Origin of the sequence: Streptomyces sp. ATCC 21386 (genome assembly GCF_018728545.1) — a bacterium.
In the GTDB taxonomy this organism is placed as follows: domain Bacteria; phylum Actinomycetota; class Actinomycetes; order Streptomycetales; family Streptomycetaceae; genus Streptomyces.
In genome coordinates this window covers 7,011,797-7,038,018 of the sequence record NZ_JAAVVL010000001.1, presented here as the reverse complement: position 1 = coordinate 7,038,018, position 26,222 = coordinate 7,011,797, and the positions used below count along the sequence as shown (strand labels likewise).

The following is a 26,222-nucleotide window of genomic DNA, read 5'->3' as shown; positions in this document are numbered from 1 at the left end:
GCCGGCCCCGAAGACCGGTCCTGATCCCCGAGTCACCTCCTGGCGAGCCCGCCCCGGTCGTACGGTGACGGCATGACGCCGCCGCCTCCGCCCTCACCCCCCTCCTCCGCGTCCCCTTCCTCGGCCTCGTCCCCGGCACCGCCCCCCGCCGATCTCGTCGTCACCGGCTGCACCGCCCTCGTCCACGACGAGCACGAGGGGATCGCTTTCGTCGAGGACGCCGCGATCGTCGTTCGGGACGGGGTGATCGCGAGCATCGGACCGGCGGAGGAGACGGCCCCCGTCCCCACGGCGGAACGCATCGACGCGCGGGGACAGGTCGCACTGCCGGGGCTCGTCAACTGCCATACGCACACGCCCATGGTGGCGCTGCGCGGCATCGCGGAGGACATGCCGGCCGAGGAGTGGTTCAACGACGTCATCTGGCCCGTCGAGTCCAACCTGACGGCGCGGGACGTCGAGCTGGGGGCCCGGCTGGCCTGCGCGGAGATGATCCGCGGCGGGGTGACCTGCTTCGCCGACCACTACTTCGCCATGGACGCCGTCGCCGCCGTCGTCGAGGAGACCGGCCTGCGGGCGCATCTGGGGGAGGCCTTCTTCTCCTCCCAGGGGCCCGAGGGCCGTGAGAAGTCCCTGGAGTTCGCGCTACGGCACCGGGGCGCGGCCAGCGGTCGCATCACCACCGCGCTCGCCCCGCACGCCCCCTACACCGTCGACGACGCCGACCTCGCCGCGACCGCCGACCTTGCCCACGCGCACGACCTCCCGGTGCACCTGCACGCCGCGGAGAGCCGCGACCAGACCGACAACAGCCTCGCCCGGCACGGCGTCACGCCCATCGAGGTCCTGGAACGCACCGGACTGCTTAGCCTCCCCGCGGGCGTCCTCGTCGCGCACGGCACCGGAATCGTCGAGCGCGACCTGCCGGTCCTGGAGCGGGCGACGGGGCAGGTGGCCGTCGCGACCGCGCCCCGCGGCTATCTCAAGTTCGCCTGGCCCACCACCCCGGTGCGCGCCCTGCGCCGCATCGGCGTCCCCGTCGGACTCGCCACGGACGGCGCCGCCTCCAACAACTCCCTCGACGTGTGGGAGGCCATGGCCCTCACGGCCCTCGTGCAGAAGGCCACCGAGGGCGACCCGCGCTGGCTGACCTCCCGCCAGGCCCTGCACCACGCCACGCTCCAGAGCGCCCGGGCCGTGGGCCTGGGGGAGACGATCGGCAGCCTCGCCCCCGGTCGGCGGGCCGACATCGTCCTCGTCGACCTCACCGGCCCGCACACCCAGCCCGTGCACGACCTCGCCGCCACCCTCGTGCACAGCGCCCGCTCCGCCGACGTGACCACCACGATCGTCGACGGCCGTGTCCTGATGCGCGACCGCGAGCTGCTCACCGTCGACGTGCCGACGACGGTGCGGGAGATGACGGGCCGCCTGGCCGCACTCACCGACCGCAGCCACGGGGGCCGGATCCAGGACTACGACAGGCCGCCCGAGTAGCCGGGATTCTCGCCCTCGCGAGGCGCGCATGAAACGGACGGTGTGCCGGTACTCGTCGTACCGCAACACTTTCCACCACGACCACGACCACGACCAGGACCGCAACCACGACGTCACCGGGCGGTGGGCGTCGAGCGGATCACGTACCGCGACGCGGACCACGTACCGCGACGCGGGACACCTACGAGGAGTGACAAATAGTGCAAGTGTTGGCACGCTCCGTCACCGGAATGTGTGGTTTCTGAGAGGCACCTCACGATCCGCCGTTGACCTCGTGTCAACTACGTCTCAGTACCGTCACTTCGCGAGCCGTTCACCCCATGGTTGGCGTTTAAATCTACGAGCTGACTAGCCGCGGGCTACGGGCTCACGGGTTCAGCGTGACATGGAGGTGCAGGGTGAACGGGCGAACGGTGCTGGGACGCTTTCCCGCCGGTGGACCGCGCGGCTCGTGGCCGGCGGAGGAGCTGGCGCACGCGGCCCGCCTGGAGGGGCAGCAGGCCGAGGTCGTCATGGACATCGCGACGGACATGTTCCTGGTCATCGTGCGCGGTGCCGAGACCGCCGCGACCGCGTCGGCCTGACCGTCACCCCGCCTTCGGCGTGGGAACCTTCGCCGCGGCGGTACGCTCGGCCGGCAGTCGCGCCGCGAACTGCTCGGCTTGGAGCGAGTACAGCTCGGCGTACACCCCGCCCGTGGCCAGCAGTTCGTCCGGGGTGCCGGACTCCACCAGGCGCCCCTGGTCGAGGACGTGCACGAGGTCGGCGTGGCGGACCGACGCCAGCCGGTGGGTGATCAGGACGACCGTCTGACCGGTGCCCGCCAGGGCGCGGATCTTCTCGAAGACCTCCAGCTCGGCGCGCGCGTCCAGGGCGGCCGTCGGCTCGTCCACGATGAGGATGCGCCCGCGCCGGTACGCGGCCCGCGCGATGCCCAGACGCTGCCACTGCCCGCCCGACAGCTCGTGCCCGCCGCTGAACCCCTTGCCCAGCAGTGTGTCCAGGCCGCGCGGCAGGTCGTCCATCACGTCCTGCGCCCCGGCCTCCGCGACGGACGCCGCGAGCCGCTCCTCGGTCAGCGGTGCCGACGGGCGGCCGATCGCCATGTTCACGCGGGCGGTGAAGGGCCAGCGCTTGAAGTCCTGCGCGACCATCGCGATGCGCTCGGCGAGCTGCCGCCGGTCGGCGCCCGCCGCGTCCACGCCGTCCCACATGATCCTGCCCTGGTCGGGCGCGTACAGCCCGGCGAGCAGCTTGACCAGGGTCGTCTTGCCCGAGCCGTTCTCCCCGACGAGCGCCACGATCTTGCCGACCGGCACGGTCAGGGTGACGTCCTTGAGCGCGGGCCGTCCGGCCTTCCCCGGGTAGGAGAAGGTCACGTTCTCCACCCGGATCTCCCGCGGGTCCTCCGGCAGCGGATCACCGCCCTCCGGGATCGCGCGCTTGGCGGCCTCCACGTACAGCCGCTGCATGTCGCCCACGAAGAGGGCCTCCTCGTGCAGCGCGTTCACTTCGAGGACCAGCGTGTCCAGGCTCGAAGAACCCGTGCGGATCGCGAGGACCGCCGTTCCCGCCACGGACAGGGCCATGGCGCCGGCGAGCAGCAGGCCGCCCAGCGTCGCGTACGTCGCCACGGTGGCCAGCCCGGTCCACAAAGCCGCGTACAGGCCCGTACGGGCCGCCAGCCGGGCCAGCCGGGCCTGCTCGGCCTCCGCGGTCTCCGACATCGACCGGTAGTGGCGCAGCAGGAACGGGCCGACGCCGTGCACCCGGATCTCCGGGGCCGCCTCCGGTTCGATCAGCAGGGAGCCGATCAGATAGCCCGCGCGCGCGTGCTGCACCCAGGCGTGGAACGACGTGTAACGGCGGCGGGCGATCGTCAGGGAGCTCCAGGCGCTCGGCAGGGTCATCGTGACCAGCAGCGGCAGCAGGGCCGGGTGCAGCACCGTCAGCACGCCGGCCGCCGCGATCAGCGAGATCAGCGCGTTGACCACGCGCGCCGAGTAGCTGATCATCCGGCGGGCCGACTGGGCGCCGTACTTCGCGGTGTCCAGCAGCTTGTGGAAGCCGTCGTCCTCGATCGCGGACAGCTCCACCGCCGCCGCCCGCTCCAGGTACAGCTCGGTCGCGACCCGCTCCACCTTCGGTTCCAGCCGGCCCGTGGCGTACGTCGAAGCGGCCCGCAGCAGCGTGGCCACCAGCATGACCGCGGCGATGGTGACGAGGGCGGGGACCGCCTCCCGCAGCCGCTCCTCGACCGTGCCGTCCGCCATCAGCCGGGCCAGGATCGTGTTCACCGCGAGCAGGCTCACCGCCTGGGCGAGGCCCCGGCCCGTCTCGGCGGCCAGCACGGTCCGGGCGGCCCGCCGGTCCGCCTGCCAGGCCAGCCGGAAGCTCGACGCGAGCAGCGACGGCAGCCGCCGGATCATCGCGCGGAAGTTCAGCTCCAGAAAGGCGTCGGCATGCTGCGACCAGCCCATGTCGTACCGCAGCGGCCCTCCGAAGAGGAGCTTCTCCGACTCGGACGTCTCCGGCTTGCCCCCACCACGCGCCTTCCGCACTCACGGCCTCCCCCGAGTCGTCGCCGACGGCCACTATCCCGGGACCCTCCTCTCCCGACCAGGGCGCACGACGGTGCCACCACGACCCACCCGGAGCACAAGGGGCGCGGGCGATGCCCTTCGGCGCGCCCCTGTGGAGGGCCGCAGGCCCCCTCACAGGGGCGCGGGGAACTGCGCGACCGGCCCCCACAGCCGGACAGCCGCCCCCGAGACGGATCCCACCCGAACCGACCGCGCACAGGGGCGCAGCCCCTGCCAGGAACGCGGCCCAGACCGGCGGAGCCCTACGCGGTCATGCGGGACCATGTGGGCGTGGTCCCCGTCACCCGGCACAGCGCCAGGTACAGCGGTATCGGCGGCGTATAGGGGATCGTGCCCTCGGGCCTGAGGATCAGACCGGGAGCGGCCGCACCGTCGGAGACCAGCGCGCCGGTGGTGTAGCGGACCGGCGACGGCCACTCCAGCGCGTAGTCGGAGTCGGCCGGCACGATCCACCACCAGTGCGCCCGGTCGGCGTAGACGCAGCCCACGCGGGGCAGCCGGGGCAGGACCATCGGACCGAAGCGGGCCGGGACGGCGACCGCGTCGCATCCCATGGGCGCGGTCATGCCCTCGGGCAGGGGGATGGGGCGGGTCGGCGCGGCGGAACGCTGGGCGCGGCGCAGTCGGGTCAGGGTGTCGAGGCTCACCACGCGAGCCACTCTGCCCCCACCGGGGGGCCGAGTGGGACCGATCGACGCGCTCACACCCATTCGGCCCCCGTCCGCCGTCCGACCTGGGGCCGGACTCCGACTTCCGTACGACATTCGAAACCCGTGCGGCAGCCGGCCTCGGCACCGCTCCTGTGGCCCTCGACGCCCTTGACGCGGTAGGACTCCGCCTCACCGGGCCGGTCCTCGGCCGGCGGCTTCTTCGCGCCCCAGCCCAGATCGGACCGGGCCGCCGTGTCCGGGCCCCTGCCCGCGCCCAGGGTGATGTCCACGACCGGCTCGGGCGTGACCGCCGTAGGGGCGAGCAGCCCGCGCGGCACGTCCGCCCAGACCAGGAGCCCCAGACCGACCGGCTGGGCACCCCATGAGCGGCAGAGGGACTCGATGAGGAGCAGACCCCTGCCGTGTTCCTCCTCGGGCCGCTGCGGCGAGGGGTGCGGCTCGCCGGGCGCACAGCCCTCGTCCCGTACCGCTATCCGCACGAGTTCGTCGCCGTCGGACAGCTCGCAGACGATCTGGGCGCTCGCGGTGTGCACGATCGCGTTGGTCACCAGTTCGGACACGACGAGGGCGGCGGTGTCGCAGGTGTCCTCGCAGAGGGCCCAGCCGGTGAGCTGGGTACGGGTCACACGCCGGGCCTGGGCCACGGCGCCCGGGTGCGCGGCCAGCTCGAATCGAAACCGGCGCTCGGCGATTGTCTCGGGGCGCGCCCCGGCGGCCGGACCGGGACCGACACGGTCACCGGCGGCGTCTGTTCCTAACGGCGCAGGGGGCGGAATCACGCTTGCCACTATCGCCCCGCCGTGAACACTTGGCAAGTGTCACTCTGAAAATTGCAGAGTGCCGTGTGACTCTCTGAACGGTCGTGGCACACTGCACGCAACAGCACGTGTAGCGGCGCCAGTTGGAAATCCCTCGCACAACGTTCGTATGTACGCACAGTGTTCGTATGTGTACACGGGCGCGTGCGACGCGCGAGGTCTCCGAACGGCGCCGTAAATCTGTCGGCACCGGGATGGGCCGGACATCGACGCAGGTCAGCGCAGGGTCACAGGAAGAGAGGCGAGATGAGCGAGCCGCGGTCCGCGCCGACGGTCGGGCAGGTCGTGCTCGGTCGGCGTCTGTTGGACCTGCGCGAGCGCGCGGGCATCAGACGCGAGGACGCCGCACGCGTCCTGCACGTCACCGCCGCCACGGTCCGCCGCATGGAGACCGCCGAGGTCGCCCTCAAGATCCCCTACCTCCAGCTCCTGCTGAAGGCGTACGGGGTCGGCGACGAGGAGGCCGAGACCTTCGTCCAACTCGCCGAGGAGGCCAACAAACCCGGCTGGTGGCAGCGCTACCACGACATCCTGCCGGGCTGGTTCTCCATGTACGTCAGCCTGGAGGGCGCGGCCTCCCTGATCCGCGGCTACGACCCTCACTTCGTCCCCGGGCTGCTGCAGACCGAGGACTACGCGCGCTCCGTCATGACCTCGGGCGCCATCGGCCAGACCAAGCCCGCGGACATCGAGCGCCATGTCGACCTGCGCATGCGACGCCAGGAACTGCTCACCCGTGAGGGTGCGCCCCGGCTGTGGTTCGTGATGGACGAGACCGCCCTGCGCCGCCCCGTCGGCGGCCCGGCGGTCATGCGCGCCCAGATCGACCGACTGCTGGAGGTGATGGAGCTGCCGCATGTGACGGTGCAGGTCGCCACGTTCGACACAGGACCGCACCCCGGCACGTACGGGCCGTTCGTCCTGTTCCGATTCGCCATGCCGGAGCTTCCGGACATGGTCTACAGCGAGTACCTGACCGGCGCCGTCTACCTGGACGACCGCTCCGAGGTGGCGACCCACCTCGAGGTCATGGACCGCATGGCGGCGCAGGCCGCCACGGCACAACGCACGAAGGAGGTCCTCCGGGACCTCCGCGAGGAGCTCTGAAGACACCGAATGGAATTCATCAAGCCGCAGTCGCAGACGCGCACACGCGCGCAGTCGCACAACCGCGTCTACAACGGCATGCCCGCCCGGGAGCTGGGCAGCGAGGGCTGGCACAAGCCCTGGAGCGGAGGCAACGGAGGGAACTGCCTGGAGGCCATGAAGCTCGCCGACGGACGGATCGCCGTACGGCAGTCCACCGACCCCGACGGACCGGCGCTGATCTACACGCCCGACGAGATGAACGCCTTCATCCAGGGCGCCAAGGCGGGGGTGGCCGACTTCCTGCTCTCCTGAGGCCTGTTGCGCCCTCCCTGTTGCTCAGCCGATCCCCCTATGTTGGCCCTGAATTGATCACTTACTGCCGCGGAACCTTATGGAGTTCGTCATGAACGGGCGTCCCCCCGTCGAGATCGACACGAGCAGACCTCATCCCGCCCGGATGTACGACTGGTACCTCGGCGGAAAGGACAACTACCCCGTCGACGAGGCGATGGGGCGGCAGATGCTGGCCCTCGACCCCCGCGTGCCGGTGATGGCGCGGGTCAACCGTGCCTTCATGCACCGCTCCACCCGCTGGCTGGCCGAGCACGGCGTCCGCCAGTTCCTCGACATCGGCACCGGTATCCCGACCGAGCCGAACCTGCACCAGATCGCCCAGCGGGTCGCCCCCGAAACCGCCGTCGTCTACTGCGACAACGACCCCATCGTGCTGGCCCACGCGGCGGCCCTGCTGCGCGGTACGCCGGAGGGGCGCACCGAGTATCTGCAGGCCGACGTGCGCGACCCACACGCCCTCGTCGAGGGCGCCGAGAAGGTCCTCGACTTCAGCAGCCCCGTGGCGCTCTCGCTGATCGCGCTGCTGCACTTCGTCTCCGACGAGGACGGCGCGCACGCCCTGGTCCAGCGACTGATGGCCGAACTGCCCTCCGGCAGTTATCTGGTCGCCACCCACGCCACCGCCGACTTCACCCCCGAGGAGTCGAAGGCGGCCACCGAGAAGCTCAAGGCCGCCGGTGTGACCCTGGCCCTGCGCTCCCGCGAGGAGTTCGCCCGCTTCTTCGACGGCCTCGAACTGGTCGACCCCGGCGTCGAGGTGCCGCACCACTGGCACCCCGACCTCGGCGACCCCGTCCCCGGCCAGGACGACGGGGTCATCCCGGGGTACGGGGCGGTGGCCCGCAAGCCGTAGAGCGGCGTCGGGAACCGGTGCACGACCGCGCGGCGCGGGCCGAGAGGCCCGCGCCGCGCACTCCTACGCCTTGCCGCGACCGCCTATACGTACGACCAGATCCGGCGCGGCGCGTCGACGAGGCGGCTCACCGCGACCACCGGCAGCGGCGGCTTCGCCGTGTCGCGCTCCCGCTCCAGCATCAGCCCGTAGTAGATCTGCTCGATCGACGGCGGTCCGACCGACAGGTTGCGCCAGACCGCGCCCGGCGAGTCCTCCTGCCCGGTCTTCACGAGATAGGCCGCGGCCATCGTCCCCGTACGGCCGACCCCGGCGCCACAGTGCACGAACACCGGCCCGGAGCTCTCGGAGACCGTGTCGAGCAGACGCCGCACCTGTTCGGGCGTCGGGGTCTGCCCGTCCCGCATCGGCACCCGTACGACGTCGAGGCCCGCCTCGCGCGGCAGGGCGAGCTGGGCGGCGCTCAGCTTCTCCGCGCGCAGGTCGACGACCGTGGTGAAGCCGAGATCGGAGAGCGCCCGGTACCCGGCGGGGGAAGGGGCCGCCCCGCGCCACAGCTCGCCGTCCGTGCCGACGGGCTGGAAGTTGTGGATCCCCTTCACCGAGCGCGTCCCCTCGGGCACCGAGGTGGTCTCACGCGCCACGTACGTCATCGCCAGGACACCCAGGGAGCCCGTCGCCCAGAAGGCGAGGTAGCCGAGCAGCACACCGATCAGCACGCGCACCACCTTGCGGCGCAGTGAGCGGGGGCGGGCGGAGGGAGCGGAGGGGGCGGAGAGATCAGGGCGTACGGGCGGAGGTGCGACAGAGACAGACATGGATGACCCGGGGGTTGGGGACGGGGGGTCTGTCCGGAATCGTAGCCTGCCCGAGATAAGCGTTCTGTCTGTTTGTGTGCCACCTCACTTCATTTATGACAGTTGTGGAGATCTTGTCCTACCTGTCGATCTCCAGGGTCACGGCTGGTCCGCGTCACCGATGCCCACCACGGTGAGGTGCGCGCGGTCCACGTCGGTGTCCTCCAGACAGCCGCGCAGCCGCAGCCGGTCATGATCCGTCAGGGAGGGTCGGACGACTGCCGCGAACATCCCGTCGCCGAGCTCGCCCAGCGTGGTCCGCCGCAGCGGCACCGACGTCGAGTTCCGGCAGCGCTCCCAGGCCTGTGACGCGGCCATGGCCTGCCGCTCGGCGCTCGGAGGAACGCCCCGCACGTCCACCCGCACCAGCACGGACGTCGCCTCCGCCCCGTTCCGCTCCTCCTTCCTGGTCTGCGTGAGGTCGGCGAGCCCGACCACCAGCGAGACCAGCAGGGCGACGCCGACACCCACGGTGATCAGCCGCGCCGCCCGCCCCCGGCCGCCACCGGGCGGAGCCAAGTCCTCAAGATCGACGCCCGGCGCCGGGTCGGGCGCCGTGAGCACCGCCAACCGCCCCGCCAGGTGCCGCTCCGCCGTCGGCCGGGCCGTGACCGACGCGATCCGCTGCACCAGCCACGCGATCCCCGACAGCACCACACCGGTGATCAACAGCACGGGCACGAAGACATACGTACGACTCGCCGGATCCTCCAGCCAGCGGAACCGGTCGCCGCGCTCATCGCTGTGCGCCTGCCGCAGCCGGGCCAGCGCGTCCTGCTGCCGACGGTCGCTCTCCCTGATCCGCTTCTCGATCCGCGCCAACCGCCCCAGCAGCACGAGCCCCAGCAACAGCACCCCGACGATCAGGAGCAGCACCCCGCTGAGGATGGCCCGCTGCCACTGCCACCGGTAGAGGTAGACGACGAAGTAGACGCCCGCGCCGACCGCCGCCGCGCCCCCGAAGAAGTAGGCGAGGCGCCGCATCACGAACCCTCCGCCCGTACGTCGCCGGTGCCCCCGTCGACCGTCACCCGGGTCCCCGGCGGGAAACGGCGCACCGCGTCGTCGACGCCCACCACGGCCGGCACGCCGAACTCCCTTGCCAGCACCGCCAGATGGGACAACGGGCTGCCCGTCTGCGCCACCAGCCCCGTGAGGCGCGGCAGCAGCGGGGCCAGCGCCGGATCGAGCGTGCGGACCACCAGCACGGCGTCCGGCGGACCGCTCCCCTCGCCGTCCCACACCGTGCCCGCGCCCCGGCCGCCGGACACGCCCCGGCCGCCGTTCCCGTCTCCCGCGCCGGACGGCCCGGAGGCGCGGTCGGCGACGACCACACCGCCCTCCGCGAGCCGGAACCGGTCCGGGAGCGGAGCGGACGCGGCCCTGGGCAGCCGTTCCGCGAAGTCCTCCGGCAGCCCACCGGTCTCCAGCGCGGTCACGAGCTCCTTCCACCGCAGCAGCCCCACCCGCCGGGCCTCACCCAGCACACCCCGGACGAGCAGCCGGCGCGCCGCCTCCCGCACCAGTCTGACCTGCAGCTCCTGCACCCAGCGGACCCGCAGCCGCAGGGCCTCGCGCGGTGGCAGGGCGCCCGGGGAGACGGGCCCCGCACGCCGCGCGGACGGAAGGGGGGCCGTGGTGTCGCCTCGGTCGTCGGCGGTGGGGGCGGGGCGCGCGGAGGGGGAGTGCGAGGAGGCGGGTGCCAGGGCGGCTTCGGGGGAGAGGTGCGGGGCGGGGCCGGCCGAGGCGGTCGCGGAGGCGCCGTTGCGGTGGACGGGCTCCGGCGGGGGCAGCCGCAGGTCGCCCCACAGGCTCGGAGCGGTCAGGGCGAGGACCACGGGCTCGGCGGCCACCACCTGGTGATCCGGCAGGCTCCGGTCCCGGTACCTCGACTCGGTGAGCGTCGCGAGAGCGGCACCCGCGGCCGTGACGCGGGGCTCGGGGAGGAGGGCACCCGCCAGTGCCTCCTGGGCGTGGAGCGAGACCAGGACCGAGCGCGTCCAGCGCAGGGTCGAGATCAACTCGACGGTCGGCAGGTCTCCGGTCGGCGGGGTCTCGACCAGCCGCCGGTCGACGTCGGCCACCAAATCCGTCGCCAGACCCGGCAGCGTCGAGGTCAGCCGCCCCACCCGCCAGGCGGCACCCAGCCGCCGGGCCCCCGGCGCCGGATTGAGCCACGCCAACCAGGGATGCCTCGGCGGGACGGCACCCAGCAGCCGCAGGTCCGCCGCGACCCGGCCGCCGACCGCCACGACCACCGGCGCCGACCGCAACCGCCGACGCGACGCGCTCCCGCCCAGGCCGAGCGCGACGGCGAGCCCCCGGGCCATCGGCGCCACCCACAGATCCTCCTCCAGCGGCTCCAACCGCCCCGGCAGGGTCTCCGCCACCGGCCCGGGACCGAGCAGCCGGGCACCACGCGGCGGACGGGGCCCCATCGCGGTGATCGGACGGCTCTGGAGCAACCACAGCCGTCCGTCCTCGTCGAACGCGAACTCGATGTCCTGGGGCCCGCCGAACACCCGGGCGGCCCGCCGGGCCAGTCGCGCCAGACGACGCAGTTCGGCACCGGTGAGCACCACCCCGCCGTCGGACGACTCCGTCCGCAGCAGCCGCCCCCACCGGCTCACCCAGTGACTCGTCCCGGGCTGCTCCCCGCTCACCAACGTGTCGGGCCCGCCCCGCACCGCGCTCACCAGCATCCGATCGGTCCGCCCGGCCACGGGGTCCGCGCCGAACAGCACACCCCCGACCCGGGCCCTGAGCATCGGCTGGACGAGCACGGCCATCGGCGCGCTGTCACCGTCGGGCCCCCGGGCCGAGCCCAGCACCGTGCGCACAGCCGCCCGGAACTCCTCCCACCCCCGCACATCGAGCACCGAGTCGAACCGTCCCGCCAACGAGGACTCCTCCGTGTCCTCCTGCGGCGAGGAGGACCGCACCACCAGGGACCGCGCCCCGTGCCGGGACAACTCGGCCCAGGCGCGCGACAGGTCCCGTAGATCGCAGGGATCCCCCAGGTCGCCCGGGTCCGCAGGGGCGTAAGGGATCACGAAGCCGGGCAGCACCGGCAACCCGGCGCGGGCCGCCCGCGCGAGGTGGGCCGCCTTGGAACCGGTGAGCAGAGGCAGCGAGGCCGTCGGCCGGCTCAGGGGGACGACGCGAGAACCGAGGGTGCCGCCGCTCCGGGGCGACGCCCCGCCGTGCGCACCTTCTCCGTGTTCTCCGTGACGTTCGTCGAGCGCCGTCATCGAGCACCCTCCCGGACCGGCCGTCAACAGGGGGGACGCGAAGGAGGAACCCTACGCCTGACGACGGAACGAAGGATGGGGGCAGGCCACCACCGGATTGTGGGGTGCCCGCGCGGCGACAGCGGTGACGTACCTCCTGGCCTCAATGTTCCCACCGCACTGCTTTTCCTGTCGACCGGACCCCTTCGGCCGGCGACCCACCGACCCACACCGACGCACCGACCAACCGGCGCACCGACCAACCGACGCACCGACCCGCCGGCCAGCAGTCCCCATGGCTGGCCGCTCGGCCCGCCGACCAGCCGCGCCCTACGGCCGGCCGCTCAGCCCGGCGGGAGCACCCCGCACAGCGCCTCCACCGCCGCCGAGTACGCATGCTCCGGCGGCGTCGCGTACCCCACCACCAGCCCGTCCGGGGCATCCCCCTTCGCCTCGGGATGCCGGAATCCCGCCAGTCCGTCCAGGGCGACACCCCGCCAGGCCGCCGCCTTCACCACGGACCGCTCGGTACCGGGCGGCAACCGCAGCACCGCGTGCAGCCCGGCGGCGATCCCGGTGACCTCGATGTGCGGCGCGTGCGTGGCCAGGGCCGCCACCAGCCGGTCCCGGCGCCCCCGGTACCGCTGCCGCATACGGCGCACATGCCGGTCGTACGCCCCGGACACCACGAAGTCCGCCAGCGCCAGCTGGTCCGGCACGCTCGCCCACGCCTCCCGCTCTCCCTTGACGTCCACCACGGCGTCCACGAACCGTTCCGGCAGCACCATCCACCCCAGCCGCAGCGCGGGCGACAGGCTCTTGCTGACCGAGCCGATGAGGACGACCCGGTCGGGATCCAGGCCCTGCATCGCCCCGACAGGCTTGCGGTCGTAGCGGAACTCCCCGTCGTAGTCGTCCTCCAGAACCACTCCGCCACGCGCGCGTGCCCAGTCCACGACGGCGGCCCGCCGCTCGGGATGCAGCGGCCCGCCGGTGGGGAACTGGTGCGCGGGCGTGAGCAGCACCGCTCTCTCCCGGCCGAGCCCGTCCACCCGGGCACCGTCCTCGTCGAGCGGCAGCGGAACGGTCCGTACGGACGCCGCCGCCAGCAACTCGCGGTGGAAGTCCAGCCCGTACGACTCCACCGCCAGCGGCCCCCGCAGCACCCGGCCGTGGAACAGCAGCCGCAGCGCGTGCGCGAAACCGGAGCAGACCACGATGCGCGAGGGCTCGGTGCGCACGCCCCGCGCGCGTGCCAGATACTCGGCGAGCGCCTCCCGCAGCTCGACCCGGCCCGCCGGATCACCCGGCCCGAACGCCTCGTTGGGCGCCCGCGTCAACGCCCTGCGGTACGACGCCGCCCAGGCCACCCGCGGGAACGCCGACGCGTCCGGCGTGCCCTGCCGCAGATCGTGCCGCGGCCCCCGCGCGCGGGGCGCCTTCCGGGGCACGCGTGGGGCGCCCAGAGGTTCCACCCGCTGCGCGACACGCGTCCCCGACCCCTGCCGGGCGGTCAGCCAGCCCTCCGCGACCAGTTCCGCGTACGCGTCGGCGACCGTGTTGCGGGCGACCCCCAGGTCCGCCGCGAGTGAGCGGTACGGCGGCAGCCGGGTGCCGGGCGTCAGCCGACCACCTCGCACCGCCTCCCGCAGAGCTCGGATCAACGCCGCCCGCCGCCCGCCCCCACCGGACAGTTCGAGATGCAGATCGGCCCCGAACAGCTCCGCAGAATTGACCCATGAATCCACCATGAAAATGCACCCTACGACAGGTCTTTCCGCCCCATAGATTCATGGTCATGACGACGAACACGACGGCGACGCATGTGGCGGCAGCGACGGACGCGACGGTGACGGACATGACGGCGGGCGCCGCGCCCCGGCTCGACTTCGCGAAGTCGGCCAGGAACGCCTTCCGCGCCCTCATCGGCTTCGACGCGGCGGCCCGCGAGGGCGTCGACCCGGCCCTGGTCGAACTGATCCAGATCCGCGCCTCCCACCTCAACCACTGCGCCTACTGCCTCCACATGCACACCAATGACGCCCGCAAGGCCGGCGAGAGCGAGGACCGGCTGCACATGATCCCGGTCTGGCGCGAGGCCCGGCACTTCTTCACCGCCCGCGAACAGGCCGCCCTGGCCCTCACCGAAGCGGTCACCCTCGTCGCCGACGGCGGTGTCCCCGACGCCGTCTACGCCGAAGCCGCCACCCACTTCGACGACACCGAACTGGCCCACGTCCTCGCCCTGATCCTCACCATCAACACGTGGAACCGCATCGCCCTCGCCACCGCCGAACAGGCCGGCACGGACAACCGTTAGCCCTCAAGCCTCAAGAGCCTTCCGGCTTCCGGTATCCGCCGACGGCTACACCGTCATCGGGCGGTCGTACGGCCCGATCGGTGCCGGCAGGCGGTCCGCCCCGGTCAGACCACGGTCGACCGCGGCGGCCACGGCCCGCCCTTCGGCGATCGCCCACACGATCAGGGACTGCCCACGGGCCGCGTCCCCGGCGGCGTACACCCCGGGCACGTTCGTCGCGAAGTCCTGCCCCCGTGTGATCGTCCCGCGCGGGTCGAGGGCCAGCCCGAGCTGGTCCACGAGCCCGTCACGACGATCCGGACCGGAGAACCCGAGCGCGAGCAGGACGAGATCCGCGGGCAGCGTCCGCCCGGTACCCGGCCTGGCCTGCCGCCGCTCGTCCACCTCGACCAGGTGCAACGCTCGCACCCGCCCCGACCTGTCCCCGGTGAAGCGGAGCGTGGACGCCGCGAAGAGCCGCGCGTCCGCGTCCGCCGCCGGCGCGGACCGCAAGTCACGCGCCTCCTCGTGCGCCGCCGAGAGTCGGTAGACCTTCGGATACGTCGGCCACGGATCGACGTCCTCGTCACGCTCCGCCTCCGGCAGCGGATAGATGTCCAGCTGGGTCACCGACGCGGCCCCCTCCCGCACCGCCGTCCCCAGACAGTCCGCACCCGTGTCGCCACCCCCGACGATCACGACATGCTTCCCGGCCGCCGACAACGGCGACACCTCCAGATCCCCCTCGCACACCCGGTCGGCCAACGGCAGATACTCCATCGCCTGGTGCACGCCGGCCAACTCCCGGCCGGGCACGTCCAGTTCCCGCCACGCCGTGGCCCCCGTCGCGATCACCACCGCGTCGTACCGGCCCCGCAGCTCCGCCGCCCCGACGTCCACCCCCACCGCGGTCGACGTCCGGAACTTCGTGCCCTCCGCCCGCATCTGCTCCAACCGTCGGTCCAGATGACGCCGCTCCATCTTGAACGCCGGGATCCCGTACCGCAGCAGACCCCCGATCCGGTCGGCACGCTCGTACACCGCGACCGTGTGCCCGGCCCGCGTCAACTGCTGAGCCGCCGCCAGCCCCGTGGGCCCGGAGCCGACCACGGCCACCGTCTTCCCGGACAGCCGGTCGGGCGGACGCGGCGGGGTGAAGCCGTCCTCCCACGCCCGGTCCGCGATGGCCACCTCCACGTTCTTGATGGTCACCGCGGGCTGGTTGATCGCCAGCACGCACCCCGCCTCGCAGGGCGCGGGACACAACCGCCCCGTGAACTCGGGGAAGTTGTTCGTGGCGTGCAGCCGGTCGCTCGCCGCCCGCCAGTCCTCCCGCGACACGAGATCGTTCCACTCGGGGATCAGATTCCCCAGCGGGCAGGCGTCGTGACAGAAGGGGATCCCGCAGTCCATGCAGCGGTCGGCCTGCTTGCTGATGATCGGCAGCAGGGCTCCGGGAACATACACCTCGTCCCAGTCCCGGACCCGCTCCTCCACGGGGCGACGGGGCCAGTCCTCGCGTGGTGTGGTCAGAAAACCCTTGGGATCGGCCATGGCCGTCTCCCTCACGGAGAGGTACGCGTACGGGCCACGATACGACGCGTCCGCCGCCCCCGCCTCAGGCGAGCGCGAGCAGGTACGACAGGGCCGCGCCGGCCGCGGCGACCGCCCGCACGTGGTTCCACGTCGTCCACCGGCTCACATAGTCGCGCCAGTACGCCGCCGCCTCCGACGTGCCCGCCTCCAGCCTGGCGAGCGTCTCGTTGCGCGGCACGTTCGCCACCATCGTGACCCCGAAGCAACCGAACAGATACAGCGCGCTGCCCAGCAGCAGTTCGATCGTGCCCCCGTCCGGCCACAGCACGAACGTCACGACGGCCAGCACGGCGCACAGCACCGCCGTACCCACGAACACGAGCATGAACGCCGGCGTCAGCGCGCTCACGTTGATCGCCTGCATCGCCGCCACGCCCTGCGCGGGCGGCAGTGATGCCAGCCCCTTCATCACGAACGTCGAGAACCCGCAGAACACGCCCGCCACGATCGCCGTCCCGAGCAGGCCCAGCACCGTCAGCACGAAGTACGGCCCATCGATCATGTCCGCTCCCACCTGGATCCCCCGAAGATCCTGCCCACCGCCCGACGTCCCCACAAGTGAACCTCCGCACAACCCCCAGCCCCATGGCCGAGCCGCTCACCGCCTACGCGCGAGACCGACCCCGCCCCTCCCGACCACGGCTCCGGGGGCCCCGCCCCCCTCCCCTCCCCTCCCCTCCCCTCACCCCCCGCCATCCCCGCAGCGTCGCCTCCACCGTGGCCGTGATCCGTCGGCGCGCCTCGTACCGGGGAACGCCGCTCATCAGGAGGTGGTCGTACGGGGTGTCCACATGGCGTACCGACGCGACGACCGCCGAGGTCACCGCGAACTCCGTGAGCGCGCGCCCCGCCGCGCTGCGTCCGACGCGGCCGCTGCCGCGCAGCGAGGCGTGGGCGGCGATCTCCCGGGCCCGTTCGGGCGGACAGTCGGGGAACAGCCGTCGTACCTCCGCGGCGAACGCGTCCGTGAAGCGCACGTCCTCGGCCGCCCGGCGCCGCGCGTCCCGTACCCGGCGGCGGCGTCGCGCCTCCGCGTCCGCCAGGCACCGCTCCTCGGCCCGGGCGAGCCCCGCCTCCTCGACCAGGACGCCCTGCCGCTCGTACCGGCTGCGGCGCCGATTGAACCGGACGACCACCGCGGACAACGCGCTCTCCTCCCGCGCCCTGCGGGTGAGCGCGGTGTCGCCCCGGGGCAGGAACACCAGGTGCCCGAGGTCCGTGCAGTCCAGGCAGCGCGGCGCTCCCTCCTCCAGGACCAGCAGCGCCACGGGACCGCTCCGGCACTCGGCGCAGTGCTTCTTCCTGAGTGCCTGCACGACGACAAGTCCGGTACGGGGCGGGGGAGTAGCGAGCGCTGCCATACGCGGTTCATTCCCCCTGGTGACCGCACGGTCACGCAGTCCGCCGACTGGACCCCCGGCCGGACCGCCAGCCGGACCGTCAGCCGGATCCCCGGCCGGACCGCCGACCGGGTCGGGCACCGCTCGTGCCGCGCGGCATCATGGGCCGTGTGCGATTCGAAGCGATCACCTGGGAGCGGCTCGCCGACCTTCTCGCCGACCGCCTCCTCGACCTCAAGCCGGACGACGGCTCGCCCTGGCCGCGGATCGCCTTCGACGGCGCCCCCGCGGCCCGCCCCGGTGATCTCGCCGCCCTGGTCTCCGAGGCGCTGCGCATACGCGGCCGGTCCTCGCTCGTCGTGGGGACCGAGGGCTTCCTCCGGCCCGCGTCGCTGCGGTTCGAGTACGGCCACGAGGACGTGGACGCGTACTACGACGGCTGGTTCGACACCGCCGCCCTCTGGCGCGAGGTCTTCGGCCCGCTCGACCCGGGCGGCACGGGCCGGGTCCTGCCCGACCTCTGGGACCCCACCACCGACCGGGCGACCCGCAGCCCCTACGTCACGATCCCGCCCGGTGCGATCCTGCTGACACACGGCCCCCTCCTCCTGAAGCACTGGTTTCCCTTCGACCTGACCGTCCACGTCCTCCTCTCCCCGGGCGCCCTGCGCCGCCGTACCCCCGAGGGCGAGCACTGGACCCTCCCCGCCTTCGAGCGCTACGAGACCGAGACCGACCCGGCTGCCACGGCCGATGTCCTGGTCCGCGCCGACGACCCACGCCACCCGGCCTGGAACGGCTGACCGGTGCGGGCAGTGCCCACCGCGTCGACCGAACCCCGCCCCCGCGCGGTGCGGGCCGCGTGCGTCGCTCCGCATGCGCCTCGGCCCGGTCGCGGCAAGAATGAAGGGCGCCGGGACTAGCGGTGCGCCCTGCGCCGCGCCGGCCGTCCGGCAACGGGAGGTACTACATGACCACCGCCGGAGACATCATGCACCGCGGCGCCCAGTGGATCCCCGCCCACGAGACCCTCGACCGCGCCGCCCAGCTGATGCGCCAGCTGAACGTCGGTGCACTGCCCATCAGCGACCAGAACGAACGGCTCTGCGGCATCCTCACCGACCGCGACATCGTCGTCGGCTGTGTCGCCCTGGGCCACGACCCGTCGACGATCACGGCCGGCGAGATGGCCAAGGGCACACCGCGTTGGATCGACGCGGGCGCCGACGTCAGTGAGGTGCTCCAGGAGATGAAGGGGCACCAGATCCGCCGGCTTCCGGTGATCGAGAACAAGCGTCTCGTCGGCATGATCAGCGAAGCCGACCTCGCCCATCACCTGTCGGACGACCAGATCGCCTCCTGGGTCGAGAGCGTCTACGCCAAGAGCGCGACGCACTGACCGTCGGCGTCGGGTGTGTCGCCCGGCCGCTCGATCACCTTCCCGCTCCGGGAGTCACAGCCATCCGTTCCGCTTGAAGCCCCGGTAGAGGGTGGCGCAGGCGGCGGCTATGACTCCCAGGACCAGGGGATAGCCGAACTTCCAGTGCAGCTCCGGCATGTACTGGAAGTTCATGCCGTAGACCCCGCACACCATGGTCGGCACGGCGATCAGCGCGGCCCATGCCGTGATCCTCCGCATGTCCTCGTTCTGCGCGACGCTGACCTGTGCGAGATGCGCCTGCAGAATCGAGTTCAGCAGTTCGTCGAACGCGGCGATCTGGTCGGTGGCCCGCAGCAAGTGGTCCGAGACGTCGCGGAAGTAGGCCTGTATCTCCGGGTCGACCACCCGGATCGGTCGTGAGGTGAGCTCCAGGAGCGGGCGGGCGAGCGGGGCCACCGCCCGCTTCAGTTCGAGCAGTTCGCGCTTGAGCTGGTAGATGCGGCCGGGGTCCACCCGCGCGCCGTTCGCGGCGAAGACGTCGGTCTCGACCTGGTCGATGTCCGTCTGGACGGAATCCGTGACGCTCAGATAGTCGTCGACCACATGGTCCGCGATCGCGTGCAGCACCGCGGCAGGTCCCTTGGCCAACTGCTCGGGATTCGCCTCCAGTTCCTCCCGCAGCGGACCGAGTGAGCCGTGCCGTCCGTGGCGGACGGTGATCACGAAGTCGGCGCCGACGAAGACCATGATCTCGCCGGTGTGCACGACCTCGCTGGTCGCGGTCAGTTCGGTGTGCTCGACGTAGCAGACCGTCTTGAACACCGCGAACAGTGTGTCGTCGTAGCGCTCCAGCTTCGGCCGCTGGTGGGCCTCGACCGCGTCCTCCACCGCCAGCGGGTGCAGGCCGAAGAGCTCGGCGATGCCTGCGAACTCACGCTGCGTCGGCTCGTGCAGCCCCAGCCAGACGAAACCGTGGTCGTGCCGGCGGACCTGCTTGAGCGCCTCCACGACATCGCGGACGGCGGGGGATCGGACACCCTTGTGGTACGTCACGCAGTTCACCACGGAGGTGCCCAGCGGGGAGCGGGCCGGATGGCTCAGGTCGACGCGAGGACGCCGCCGGGCCAGCCGTGCCATCGTGCGCAGGCCGACAACCCTGTCGAGGCCGGTGACCTTCCGCAGATTCCCTGCCATGGACATCTGGTCTCTCCTTGCGTGGATCTCCTCGCACCGCACTCCGTGCCTTGTGGCGCCAGTGTGCCAGGGCCGAACGAGAGCCGGGTAAGGCTGTGGGAACGGAACGTTCCGCTTCACTTGTAGACGTCCCGAGCGGTGGGGCCGTTCCGATCCGACCGTCCCCGTCCGGTTGTTTCCGGTTGTTTCCGGCCGGTCGCCGCGGGGACTGGCCCATGGCTGCGGGAGCGTCGCCGCATGGGGCAAGTCGGTCAAATGGGAGTATCGGTGCATGATGCGAACCGACGGGTATCTCCTGGACCAGCGGCGGACCGAGACGGGGCAGGGCCCCGACGCCTTCGCCACGCTCTTCGACCCCACAACGTTCCGGCACATGGAGGCCTTCGGTCTGGGGTCCGGCTGGCGCTGTTGGGAAGTCGGCGCGGGCGGCGCCTCCGTCGTCTCCTGGCTGGCCAAGAAGGTCGGGCCGACGGGCAGGGTCATCGCGACGGACACCGACATCTCCTGGGCCGTTCCCTCGGTCACCCGCCCGCCGGTCGAGGCACTCGTCCATCATGTGGGCGTCGACGATCCCCCGGGGGACGGGTTCGACCTGGTGCACGCCCGGCTGGCCCTGGCACACGCACCCGACCAGGAGCAGGCGTTGGCGTCGATGATCAAGGCGCTGCGTCCCGGTGGACGGCTTCTGATCGAGGACAGCGACGCCGCCCTGCAACCCCTGGCCTGCCTGGAGGAGTCCGGCCCCGAGCACCAGTTGGCCAACCGGCTTCGCCAGGCTCTGCGTGAACTGCTCGCCGAACGAGGGGTCGCCCCGGCGCACGGTCGCAGGCTCCCTCGCCTGCTGCGGACCGCCGGCCTGCGCGGTGTGGGAGCCGACGCGTACTTCCCCGTCGCCGCACCGGCCTGTGCCGCTCTGGAGTGCACCACCGTGGACCGGCTCCGCGAAGAGCTCATCACGGCGAACCTCGCCACTGCGGAGGAGATCGACCGGCATCTGTCGGCTGTGGCCTCCGGCGCGCTGGACATCGCCGCCCCACCCCTGATCTCGGCCTGGGGCCGAAAGGCATAGCGGAAGACCGTCGGCGGGCGCGGGATCCGGTGGTGGGCGCGGTGAGCAGGCGACGGGCGGTGCGACCCCGGCGGCGGCCACTGCTGCTCCGATCGCCCAGTCACGCGCCCCGCTCGCCTGGGTAACTGGTCACCTGGCCTGCTCGCCCGTCACGCGGCCCGGCCCAATTCCCCGGTAACGGCCTGTTCGTCCGTTCATCGGGCAGGGTCGGCCCCCGGCGGTCTCCCGCCCACCTTCTCCACTGCCAGCGCACCCGCACCGCACCCCTCGACAGCCGCCCCCTCGGCGTCCGCGCCCGCGAGCAGCGCCGCCAGGAACGCGCCTGTGAACGCGTCGCCCGCGCCGGTGGTGTCGCGGGGCGTGGCGGGCGCTGCCGGGATCCGTGACACGACAACACCCCCACGCGCGACGAGGGCACCGTCCGCCCCCTGCTTGGCCACCACCAGGGGGACGAGACGGCTCAACTTGGCCGCCGCGTCGGCCGGATCAGGCAGCCCGGTCAGCAGACGGGCCTCGTCGCGGCTGGGCAGCAGCACATCGATCCCCTCGACGAGCGTCAGGAAACGGTCCACGCCGAGTCGCGTGAGGAACCCCGCCGACGCGGGATCCACGCTCACCGGCACTCCACGCGCGCGTGCCGACGCAAGGGCCACGGAGGCCAGCGCGCGACTCGGCTCGGCGAAGAACAGATAGCCCGACAGATGCAGCCGCGCGACCCCGTCGAGCAGCGACGGCGACCAGTCGTCCGGGTCCAGCCGCAGCGCGGCACCGCTGTCGGTGAGAAACGTGCGCTCGGCCGCGGCGCCCGTGTCCACCAGGCAGATCACCGTCCCCGTGGCCGCCTCCGGGTCGACCACCAGATGGGGTCGCACCCCCGAGGCCCGCAGCTCCCGCTCGTGCCACGCGGCCGCGTCCGTGCCCACCCGTCCGAGCAGCCGCACGTCCGCACAGCCGCGATGAGCCGCCCAGCAGGCCACGTTGGCGCCCGCCCCGCCCGGCAGGGTCCGGATCGCGGAGGCCGTGTCCGTGCCCGCCGCGAGTGGCCCGCGGTGCCGGGCGACGACATCCGTCACGACGTCCCCCACGACGAGCAGCGCCCCGCGCCCGTCACCGGCCCCGCTCAGCGCACCACCCGCGGCATCACCGGGCGCACCCGCCGCACCCGCAGCACCACCGGGCTCACCCGCCGCACCACCGGGCCCGTTCGCACCTCGCCGGTGGTTCACCTCACGCCCCGGTCCAGGCCGCCGCGATACGTGAGGCGAGTCGTACGTTGCCGCGTACCGCCGCGAGGTTGGCGCTCAGGGACGCGCCGTCGGTGTGCCGTACGAGATAGCTCAGCAGGAACGGTGTGACCGCCTGGCCCGTGACGCCCTCCGCCTCGCACACCGCCAGCGCCTCCGCGAGCACGCGCGCGTGCAGCTCGGGATCGAGCTGTTCCTCCTCCGGCACGGGGTTGGCGACGATCAGCGCCGACTCGGGGCCGCCGAGCGCGTCCTGCGCCCGCATGACGTCCGCGACCTCGCCCGGTGACCCGAGCGTCCACTCCACCGGATGGCCCGAGTCGGACAGATAGAAGCCGGGGAAGCGGTCCGTGCCGTACCCGGCGACCGCGACCCCGAGGGTCTCCAGCCGCTGCAAGGTCGCCGGCACGTCCAGGATCGACTTCACGCCCGCGCACACCACCGTGATCCGGGTACGTGCGAGGAGCCCCAGGTCGGCGGACTCGTCCTGGGTCACCGTCCACTCCCGGTGCACACCGCCGAGCCCACCCGTCGCGAACACCCGTACGCCCGCGAGGGCAGCCAGCTGGGCGGTCGCCGACACGGTGGTCGCTCCGCTCACGCCCGCCGCCACCGCCGCAGGCAGATCGCGGTGCCCGAGCTTGCGGATGCCGTCCTCGTTCGCGACCCGGTCCAACTGCTGCTTGTCGAGGCCGATGTGCGGCCGCCCGTCCAGTACGGCGATCGTCGCCGGTACGGCGCCCTCCTGCCGTACGACCTCTTCCAGCTCCAGCGCCACCTGCAGATTGCGGGGGCGGGGCAGCCCGTGCGCGATGATCGTCGACTCCAGCGCCACCACGGGTCGACGCGCGTCAACCGCTTCCCGTACCTCTTCGGACACCATCAGCACGCGCTTGCCTCCTGTCGGACGTTCTTCCCTCATCCCTGGCGGACGGCGCGTCCGGCCAAACCCTTGCGCACTGTGGTGCAGGACACCAGCCTGAGGTGCATGAAGGAGAACACGACACGCCTCGACCACGTCGTCCTCTGGGTGCGGGAGCCGGTCGCCGCGGCCGAGTTCCACGAGAAGGCCGTGGGCCTCGAACCTGTGAGGGTCGACGAGTACACGGCGGGACAGGCACCCTTCCCCTCCGTCCGGGTCAACGACGAGACCATCATCGATCTCATGCCGCTGGCCATTGCCCCGAAGACGCGCATGGTGCCGGGCGCCGCTGCCGGTGCCGGGCACCCCGTCAACCACGTGTGCCTCGCCATGCCCGGCCCCGCCTTCGACGAACTGCGCGGCCGACTGGAGGAGCGGAAGGTCCCCGTCTCGGAGATCTCCCACGACTCCTTCGGCGCCCGAGGACCCGCCCGGCGCAGCTTCTACTTCCAGGACCCGGACGGCAACATCTTCGAGGCGCGCCACTACGAATAGCGCACCGCCCTGCGGCCGTCGCGTTTTCCGGCCACCCGTTCAGAACAACGGCTGCGGAAGCACCCCTTCCAGCGCCAGCAGCTTCCGCTTGGTCTCCAGTCCGCCGCCGAAGCCGCCGATGCCGCCGTCGCTCTCCACCACCCGGTGGCACGGCACCACCACGGGCAGCGGATTCGACCCCATCGCGACACCGACCGCCTGGGCCGCGCCGGGCTGTCCCACGCGCCGCGCGAGATCGCCGTACCCCACGACCGAGCCGTAGGGCACGCCCGACGCCAGTTCGCGCAGCACCTGGCGGTTGAACCCCGATATCAGCGACCAGTCGAGCGGCAGGGCGAAGTCGTGCCGTTCGCCCGCGAAGTAGGCCTCGAACTGACGTATGGCCTCGGCCAGCTGGGGTGCTTCGGGCGCCTCCACGGGAGTGGTGCCGAGGCGGGAGGCGAGCCGGTCCAGGGTCCGGTCGCGCACCGGCTGCGTGGCGTGGAAGACGACATTGACGAGGCCCTCGTCCGTCGCGGCCAGCAGCAGCGGGCCGATGTCCGAGCCGACGACGGCCCAGACCACCCGCTGCTCGTCCTGCGCATGGCTGTTCATGGGACCACCGTACGGGCCGGCACCGACAACGACCGCGGTGCGCGCTCGGCCCCGCAGCGCACACCACCGGCCGCGGGCCGCCGCGTCAGCCCTGTGTGGCGTCCCTGACCACGTCCGGCTTGTTGGTGATGATGCCGTCCACGCCGTAGTCGGCCACCCGGCGGGCGTTGGTGGCGTCGTTCACGGTCCAGGTGAGGATCTCGAGCGGCTTGCCGTGCGGACCTCCGAGCGCGTGGATCGTGGCCACGTACGACTCGGAGATGGTCGTGTACGAGGAGTTGATCTGGTCGCTGAACGTCGCGTACTCGGGGAGGTCGGCGATGTCCGGGGTGCCGAGCAGGCCGGTCTTCACGGCCGGGTTCAGCTCGTGGACCCGGCGCACGGTGTCGGCGCTGAAGCTCTGGATCACCAGCTTCTCCAGCTGCGCCGGGCCGAGCCAGCCCTCGTTGCTCAGCACTTTCAGGGTCTGCTGCTCGATCCCCGGGTAGAGCTGCGGGTTCTTGATCTCCAGGACGAGCTTCTGGTGGTTGCGCGACACCCGCCGCATGTACTGCTCCAGGGTGGGCACGCGCGCGCCCGCGTAGTCGGCGCCGAACCAGCTGCCCGCGTCCAGGCGCCCGATCTCCGCGGCGGTGAAGTCCGCCACGTTCCAGGGGGCGCGCTCGGGATAGAGCTCCTCGACGTTGGTCGTCCGCGCCAGCGTCGCGTCGTGGAGGACGACGAGCCTGCCGTCACTGGTGCGCTGGACGTCGTTCTCGACCCAGTCGAAGCCCATTTCGTGGGCCTTGTCGACAGCGGCCAAGGTGTTCTCGGGCGCGTAGGCGGAAGCTCCACGATGCGCGACGACCAGCGGGTTCCCGGCGTCGGCGGCCGCGTGAGCGGCGGAAGTGGGGAGCAGGAGGACGGTGGCCCCCAAGAACGCTGTGGTCGCGGCGGCAACTGCGCGCACGTGCATGCGTACTCCTCGCGTCGATCGATCACGGTCAGCTCAAGAGTGACAGCAGAGGGTCAACGGGAGAGGTGCGCAGGATGGCCATGAATTGAATGCAGTTGCCCAAGTCCGCTCACGGGCACCGCACAAGTGGGGCAAGGCCGTGTTTCTTTGCCGGAAAATCGTTCGACCATTCCGGTGGGGGTCATACTCTCTGCGACAACCCTGACCGTCGTGGCGGTGCCGGGGCTGGGGGCATTGCAGGAATTCCAGGGACGCGACAGGGCGGGAAAGGCAGCCGCGAATGCAGGGCACGGTCGACGGCTTCAGCTACGGACTCGTCACACCGGTGGTGGCCTATCTCATGGCCTGCCTCGGGGGCGCGCTCGGCCTGCGCTGCACCACCAGATCGATGCTCGTGGACGGCCGCTGGCGGATCGGCTGGCTCGCGCTGGGCTCGGCGGCCATCGGCTCCGGCATCTGGACCATGCACTTCGTCGCGATGATGGGCTTCAAGGTCCTGCACACCCCGATCCACTACGACCCGCTGACCACGTTCGCGAGCCTCGCGGTGGCGATCGTCATGGTCGGCATCGGGATCTTCATGGTCGGCTCCAAGGGGGCCGGCGGGGCCGCGCTGTTCACCGGGGGAACGATCACCGGTCTGGGCATCGCCTCGATGCACTACCTGGGCATGGCGGGCATGCGGCTCAACGGCACGTTCGAGTACAACACCGTCACCGTGGCCGCCTCGGTCGTCATCGCCGTGGTGGCCGCGATCGCCGCCCTCTGGGCCGCCGGGCAGGTCCGCGGCTTCCTGTGGAGCGTGGGCGCCAGCCTCGTCATGGGGGTCGCCGTCAGCGGCATGCACTACACGGGCATGGCCGCGCTCAGCGTCCATCTGCACAGCGGCGCGGGCCCCGACCCGGCCGTCGGTTCGTCGTCCGCCGCCCTGCTGGCTCCGCTGATGATCGGCCCGCTGGTGTTCCTGCTGCTCGCGGGAGTCGTCGTGATGTTCGACCCGTTCATGATCATGGGCAGGTTCCACGCGAACCAGGTCGAGCGTCGGCCCGGCATCCCGGCCCAGGCCACCGCCCACGTCTGCCGGCACCCCGAGTCCCGCACCGCTCCGCAGCACCGCGAGCGGCGTGCCCGAACACCGCAGAATCGCTGATCGCGACCCGT

At 72.2% G+C, this 26,222-nt stretch carries 26 protein-coding genes; 11 read left to right on the top strand and 15 right to left on the bottom strand.

The genetic code is table 11. From position 1 onward, the window contains the following. Window positions 1–72 precede the first annotated feature (72 nt). Window positions 73–1,497 carry an amidohydrolase gene (locus GWK25_RS30260; RefSeq protein ID WP_215454557.1) on the top strand — a complete coding sequence of 475 codons (1,425 nt, stop codon included), beginning with the start codon at window positions 73–75 and terminating at the stop codon, window positions 1,495–1,497. A 398-nt stretch (window positions 1,498–1,895) separates the two neighbouring features. Further along, window positions 1,896–2,081, top strand: coding sequence for a hypothetical protein (locus tag GWK25_RS30255; protein WP_045555207.1), 186 nt, complete (start codon window positions 1,896–1,898; stop codon window positions 2,079–2,081). A 3-nt stretch (window positions 2,082–2,084) separates the two neighbouring features. On the opposite strand, the gene GWK25_RS30250 is transcribed toward GWK25_RS30255, so the two are convergent. The 3 genes from GWK25_RS30250 to GWK25_RS30240 form a co-directional block, all read right to left on the bottom strand. Next, window positions 2,085–4,058 carry an ABC transporter ATP-binding protein gene (locus GWK25_RS30250; RefSeq protein ID WP_215454556.1) on the bottom strand — a complete coding sequence of 658 codons (1,974 nt, stop codon included), beginning with the start codon at window positions 4,056–4,058 and terminating at the stop codon, window positions 2,085–2,087. A 284-nt stretch (window positions 4,059–4,342) separates the two neighbouring features. Next, on the bottom strand, window positions 4,343–4,810 hold the full coding sequence (locus GWK25_RS30245) for a hypothetical protein (protein WP_215454555.1): 468 nt from the start codon (window positions 4,808–4,810) through the stop codon (window positions 4,343–4,345). Next, window positions 4,801–5,586 (bottom strand): ATP-binding protein, encoded by a 786-nt coding sequence (locus GWK25_RS30240; RefSeq protein ID WP_251829100.1) that lies wholly within the window; start codon window positions 5,584–5,586, stop codon window positions 4,801–4,803. Before GWK25_RS30240 ends, GWK25_RS30245 begins: the two co-directional genes overlap by 10 nt. Before the next feature lie 249 nt (window positions 5,587–5,835). On the opposite strand from GWK25_RS30240, the gene GWK25_RS30235 reads away from it, so the two are divergent. The 3 genes from GWK25_RS30235 (at window position 5,836) to GWK25_RS30225 (ending at window position 7,885) form a co-directional block, all read left to right on the top strand. Next, window positions 5,836–6,696 carry a helix-turn-helix transcriptional regulator gene (locus GWK25_RS30235; RefSeq protein ID WP_215454553.1) on the top strand — a complete coding sequence of 287 codons (861 nt, stop codon included), beginning with the start codon at window positions 5,836–5,838 and terminating at the stop codon, window positions 6,694–6,696. 9 nt (window positions 6,697–6,705) lie between these two features. Beyond that, window positions 6,706–6,990 carry a DUF397 domain-containing protein gene (locus GWK25_RS30230; protein ID WP_215454552.1) on the top strand — a complete coding sequence of 95 codons (285 nt, stop codon included), beginning with the start codon at window positions 6,706–6,708 and terminating at the stop codon, window positions 6,988–6,990. A gap of 79 nt (window positions 6,991–7,069) precedes the next feature. Continuing rightward, window positions 7,070–7,885 (top strand): SAM-dependent methyltransferase, encoded by an 816-nt coding sequence (locus GWK25_RS30225; protein WP_215454551.1) that lies wholly within the window; start codon window positions 7,070–7,072, stop codon window positions 7,883–7,885. Between the two features lie 83 nt (window positions 7,886–7,968). Here GWK25_RS30225 and GWK25_RS30220 read toward each other — a convergent pair whose 3' ends face one another. The 4 genes from GWK25_RS30220 to GWK25_RS30205 all read right to left on the bottom strand — a co-directional run bounded on the left by GWK25_RS30220 (window position 7,969) and on the right by GWK25_RS30205 (window position 13,723). After that, on the bottom strand, window positions 7,969–8,703 hold the full coding sequence (locus GWK25_RS30220; RefSeq protein ID WP_215454550.1) for a dual specificity protein phosphatase family protein: 735 nt from the start codon (window positions 8,701–8,703) through the stop codon (window positions 7,969–7,971). A 138-nt stretch (window positions 8,704–8,841) separates the two neighbouring features. Then, window positions 8,842–9,726 (bottom strand): hypothetical protein, encoded by an 885-nt coding sequence (locus tag GWK25_RS30215; protein ID WP_215454549.1) that lies wholly within the window; start codon window positions 9,724–9,726, stop codon window positions 8,842–8,844. Beyond that, the gene (locus tag GWK25_RS30210; RefSeq protein WP_215454548.1) at window positions 9,726–11,993 is read right to left on the bottom strand and encodes a PEP/pyruvate-binding domain-containing protein; all 2,268 of its coding nucleotides are present in this window, start codon (window positions 11,991–11,993) and stop codon (window positions 9,726–9,728) included. Before GWK25_RS30210 ends, GWK25_RS30215 begins: the two co-directional genes overlap by 1 nt. Before the next feature lie 323 nt (window positions 11,994–12,316). Then, window positions 12,317–13,723, bottom strand: coding sequence for a PLP-dependent aminotransferase family protein (locus GWK25_RS30205; RefSeq protein WP_215454547.1), 1,407 nt, complete (start codon window positions 13,721–13,723; stop codon window positions 12,317–12,319). A gap of 47 nt (window positions 13,724–13,770) precedes the next feature. Here GWK25_RS30205 and GWK25_RS30200 point away from each other — a divergent pair, with 47 nt between their 5' ends. Next, the gene (locus tag GWK25_RS30200; protein WP_374200648.1) at window positions 13,771–14,292 is read left to right on the top strand and encodes a carboxymuconolactone decarboxylase family protein; all 522 of its coding nucleotides are present in this window, start codon (window positions 13,771–13,773) and stop codon (window positions 14,290–14,292) included. 45 nt (window positions 14,293–14,337) lie between these two features. On the opposite strand, the gene GWK25_RS30195 is transcribed toward GWK25_RS30200, so the two are convergent. The 3 genes from GWK25_RS30195 to GWK25_RS30185 all read right to left on the bottom strand — a co-directional run bounded on the left by GWK25_RS30195 (window position 14,338) and on the right by GWK25_RS30185 (window position 17,228). Further along, window positions 14,338–15,825 (bottom strand): glutamate synthase subunit beta, encoded by a 1,488-nt coding sequence (locus GWK25_RS30195; protein WP_215454545.1) that lies wholly within the window; start codon window positions 15,823–15,825, stop codon window positions 14,338–14,340. Window positions 15,826–15,889: 64 nt separating this feature from the next. Beyond that, window positions 15,890–16,369, bottom strand: a complete 480-nt coding sequence (locus tag GWK25_RS30190; protein WP_215457705.1) for a DUF1772 domain-containing protein — start codon at window positions 16,367–16,369, stop codon at window positions 15,890–15,892. Window positions 16,370–16,472: 103 nt separating this feature from the next. After that, complete coding sequence (locus GWK25_RS30185; protein ID WP_215454544.1) at window positions 16,473–17,228, bottom strand: DUF2293 domain-containing protein; 756 nt, start codon at window positions 17,226–17,228, stop codon at window positions 16,473–16,475. 140 nt (window positions 17,229–17,368) lie between these two features. Here GWK25_RS30185 and GWK25_RS30180 point away from each other — a divergent pair, with 140 nt between their 5' ends. Both GWK25_RS30180 and GWK25_RS30175 read left to right on the top strand, forming a co-directional pair. Then, entirely contained in the window at window positions 17,369–18,010 is a 642-nt protein-coding gene (locus GWK25_RS30180; protein ID WP_215454543.1) for a uridine kinase, read from the top strand. Window positions 18,011–18,177: 167 nt separating this feature from the next. Further along, complete coding sequence (locus GWK25_RS30175; RefSeq protein WP_184895436.1) at window positions 18,178–18,606, top strand: CBS domain-containing protein; 429 nt, start codon at window positions 18,178–18,180, stop codon at window positions 18,604–18,606. Between the two features lie 54 nt (window positions 18,607–18,660). Here the strand turns inward: GWK25_RS30175 and corA are convergent, their stop codons facing one another. Beyond that, window positions 18,661–19,788 carry a magnesium/cobalt transporter CorA gene (corA, locus tag GWK25_RS30170; protein ID WP_215454542.1) on the bottom strand — a complete coding sequence of 376 codons (1,128 nt, stop codon included), beginning with the start codon at window positions 19,786–19,788 and terminating at the stop codon, window positions 18,661–18,663. Window positions 19,789–20,053: 265 nt separating this feature from the next. Between corA and GWK25_RS30165 the strand changes: the two genes are divergently transcribed. Beyond that, window positions 20,054–20,851 carry a class I SAM-dependent methyltransferase gene (locus GWK25_RS30165; RefSeq protein WP_215454541.1) on the top strand — a complete coding sequence of 266 codons (798 nt, stop codon included), beginning with the start codon at window positions 20,054–20,056 and terminating at the stop codon, window positions 20,849–20,851. Window positions 20,852–21,045: 194 nt separating this feature from the next. On the opposite strand, the gene GWK25_RS30160 is transcribed toward GWK25_RS30165, so the two are convergent. Together GWK25_RS30160 and GWK25_RS30155 are read right to left on the bottom strand one after the other, a co-directional pair. Next, entirely contained in the window at window positions 21,046–21,975 is a 930-nt protein-coding gene (locus tag GWK25_RS30160) for a carbohydrate kinase family protein (protein ID WP_215457704.1), read from the bottom strand. A 103-nt stretch (window positions 21,976–22,078) separates the two neighbouring features. Further along, complete coding sequence (locus tag GWK25_RS30155; RefSeq protein WP_251830334.1) at window positions 22,079–22,978, bottom strand: pseudouridine-5'-phosphate glycosidase; 900 nt, start codon at window positions 22,976–22,978, stop codon at window positions 22,079–22,081. A 105-nt stretch (window positions 22,979–23,083) separates the two neighbouring features. Here GWK25_RS30155 and GWK25_RS30150 point away from each other — a divergent pair, with 105 nt between their 5' ends. Continuing rightward, window positions 23,084–23,512, top strand: coding sequence for a VOC family protein (locus tag GWK25_RS30150; RefSeq protein WP_215454539.1), 429 nt, complete (start codon window positions 23,084–23,086; stop codon window positions 23,510–23,512). Window positions 23,513–23,551: 39 nt separating this feature from the next. Here GWK25_RS30150 and GWK25_RS30145 read toward each other — a convergent pair whose 3' ends face one another. Both GWK25_RS30145 and GWK25_RS30140 read right to left on the bottom strand, forming a co-directional pair. Continuing rightward, on the bottom strand, window positions 23,552–24,106 hold the full coding sequence (locus GWK25_RS30145; protein ID WP_215454538.1) for a methylated-DNA--[protein]-cysteine S-methyltransferase: 555 nt from the start codon (window positions 24,104–24,106) through the stop codon (window positions 23,552–23,554). An 85-nt stretch (window positions 24,107–24,191) separates the two neighbouring features. Continuing rightward, on the bottom strand, window positions 24,192–25,061 hold the full coding sequence (locus GWK25_RS30140; RefSeq protein ID WP_215454537.1) for a glycerophosphodiester phosphodiesterase family protein: 870 nt from the start codon (window positions 25,059–25,061) through the stop codon (window positions 24,192–24,194). 280 nt (window positions 25,062–25,341) lie between these two features. Between GWK25_RS30140 and GWK25_RS30135 the strand changes: the two genes are divergently transcribed. Beyond that, the gene (locus tag GWK25_RS30135) at window positions 25,342–26,211 is read left to right on the top strand and encodes an MHYT domain-containing protein (RefSeq protein ID WP_215454536.1); all 870 of its coding nucleotides are present in this window, start codon (window positions 25,342–25,344) and stop codon (window positions 26,209–26,211) included. Window positions 26,212–26,222 lie beyond the last annotated feature (11 nt).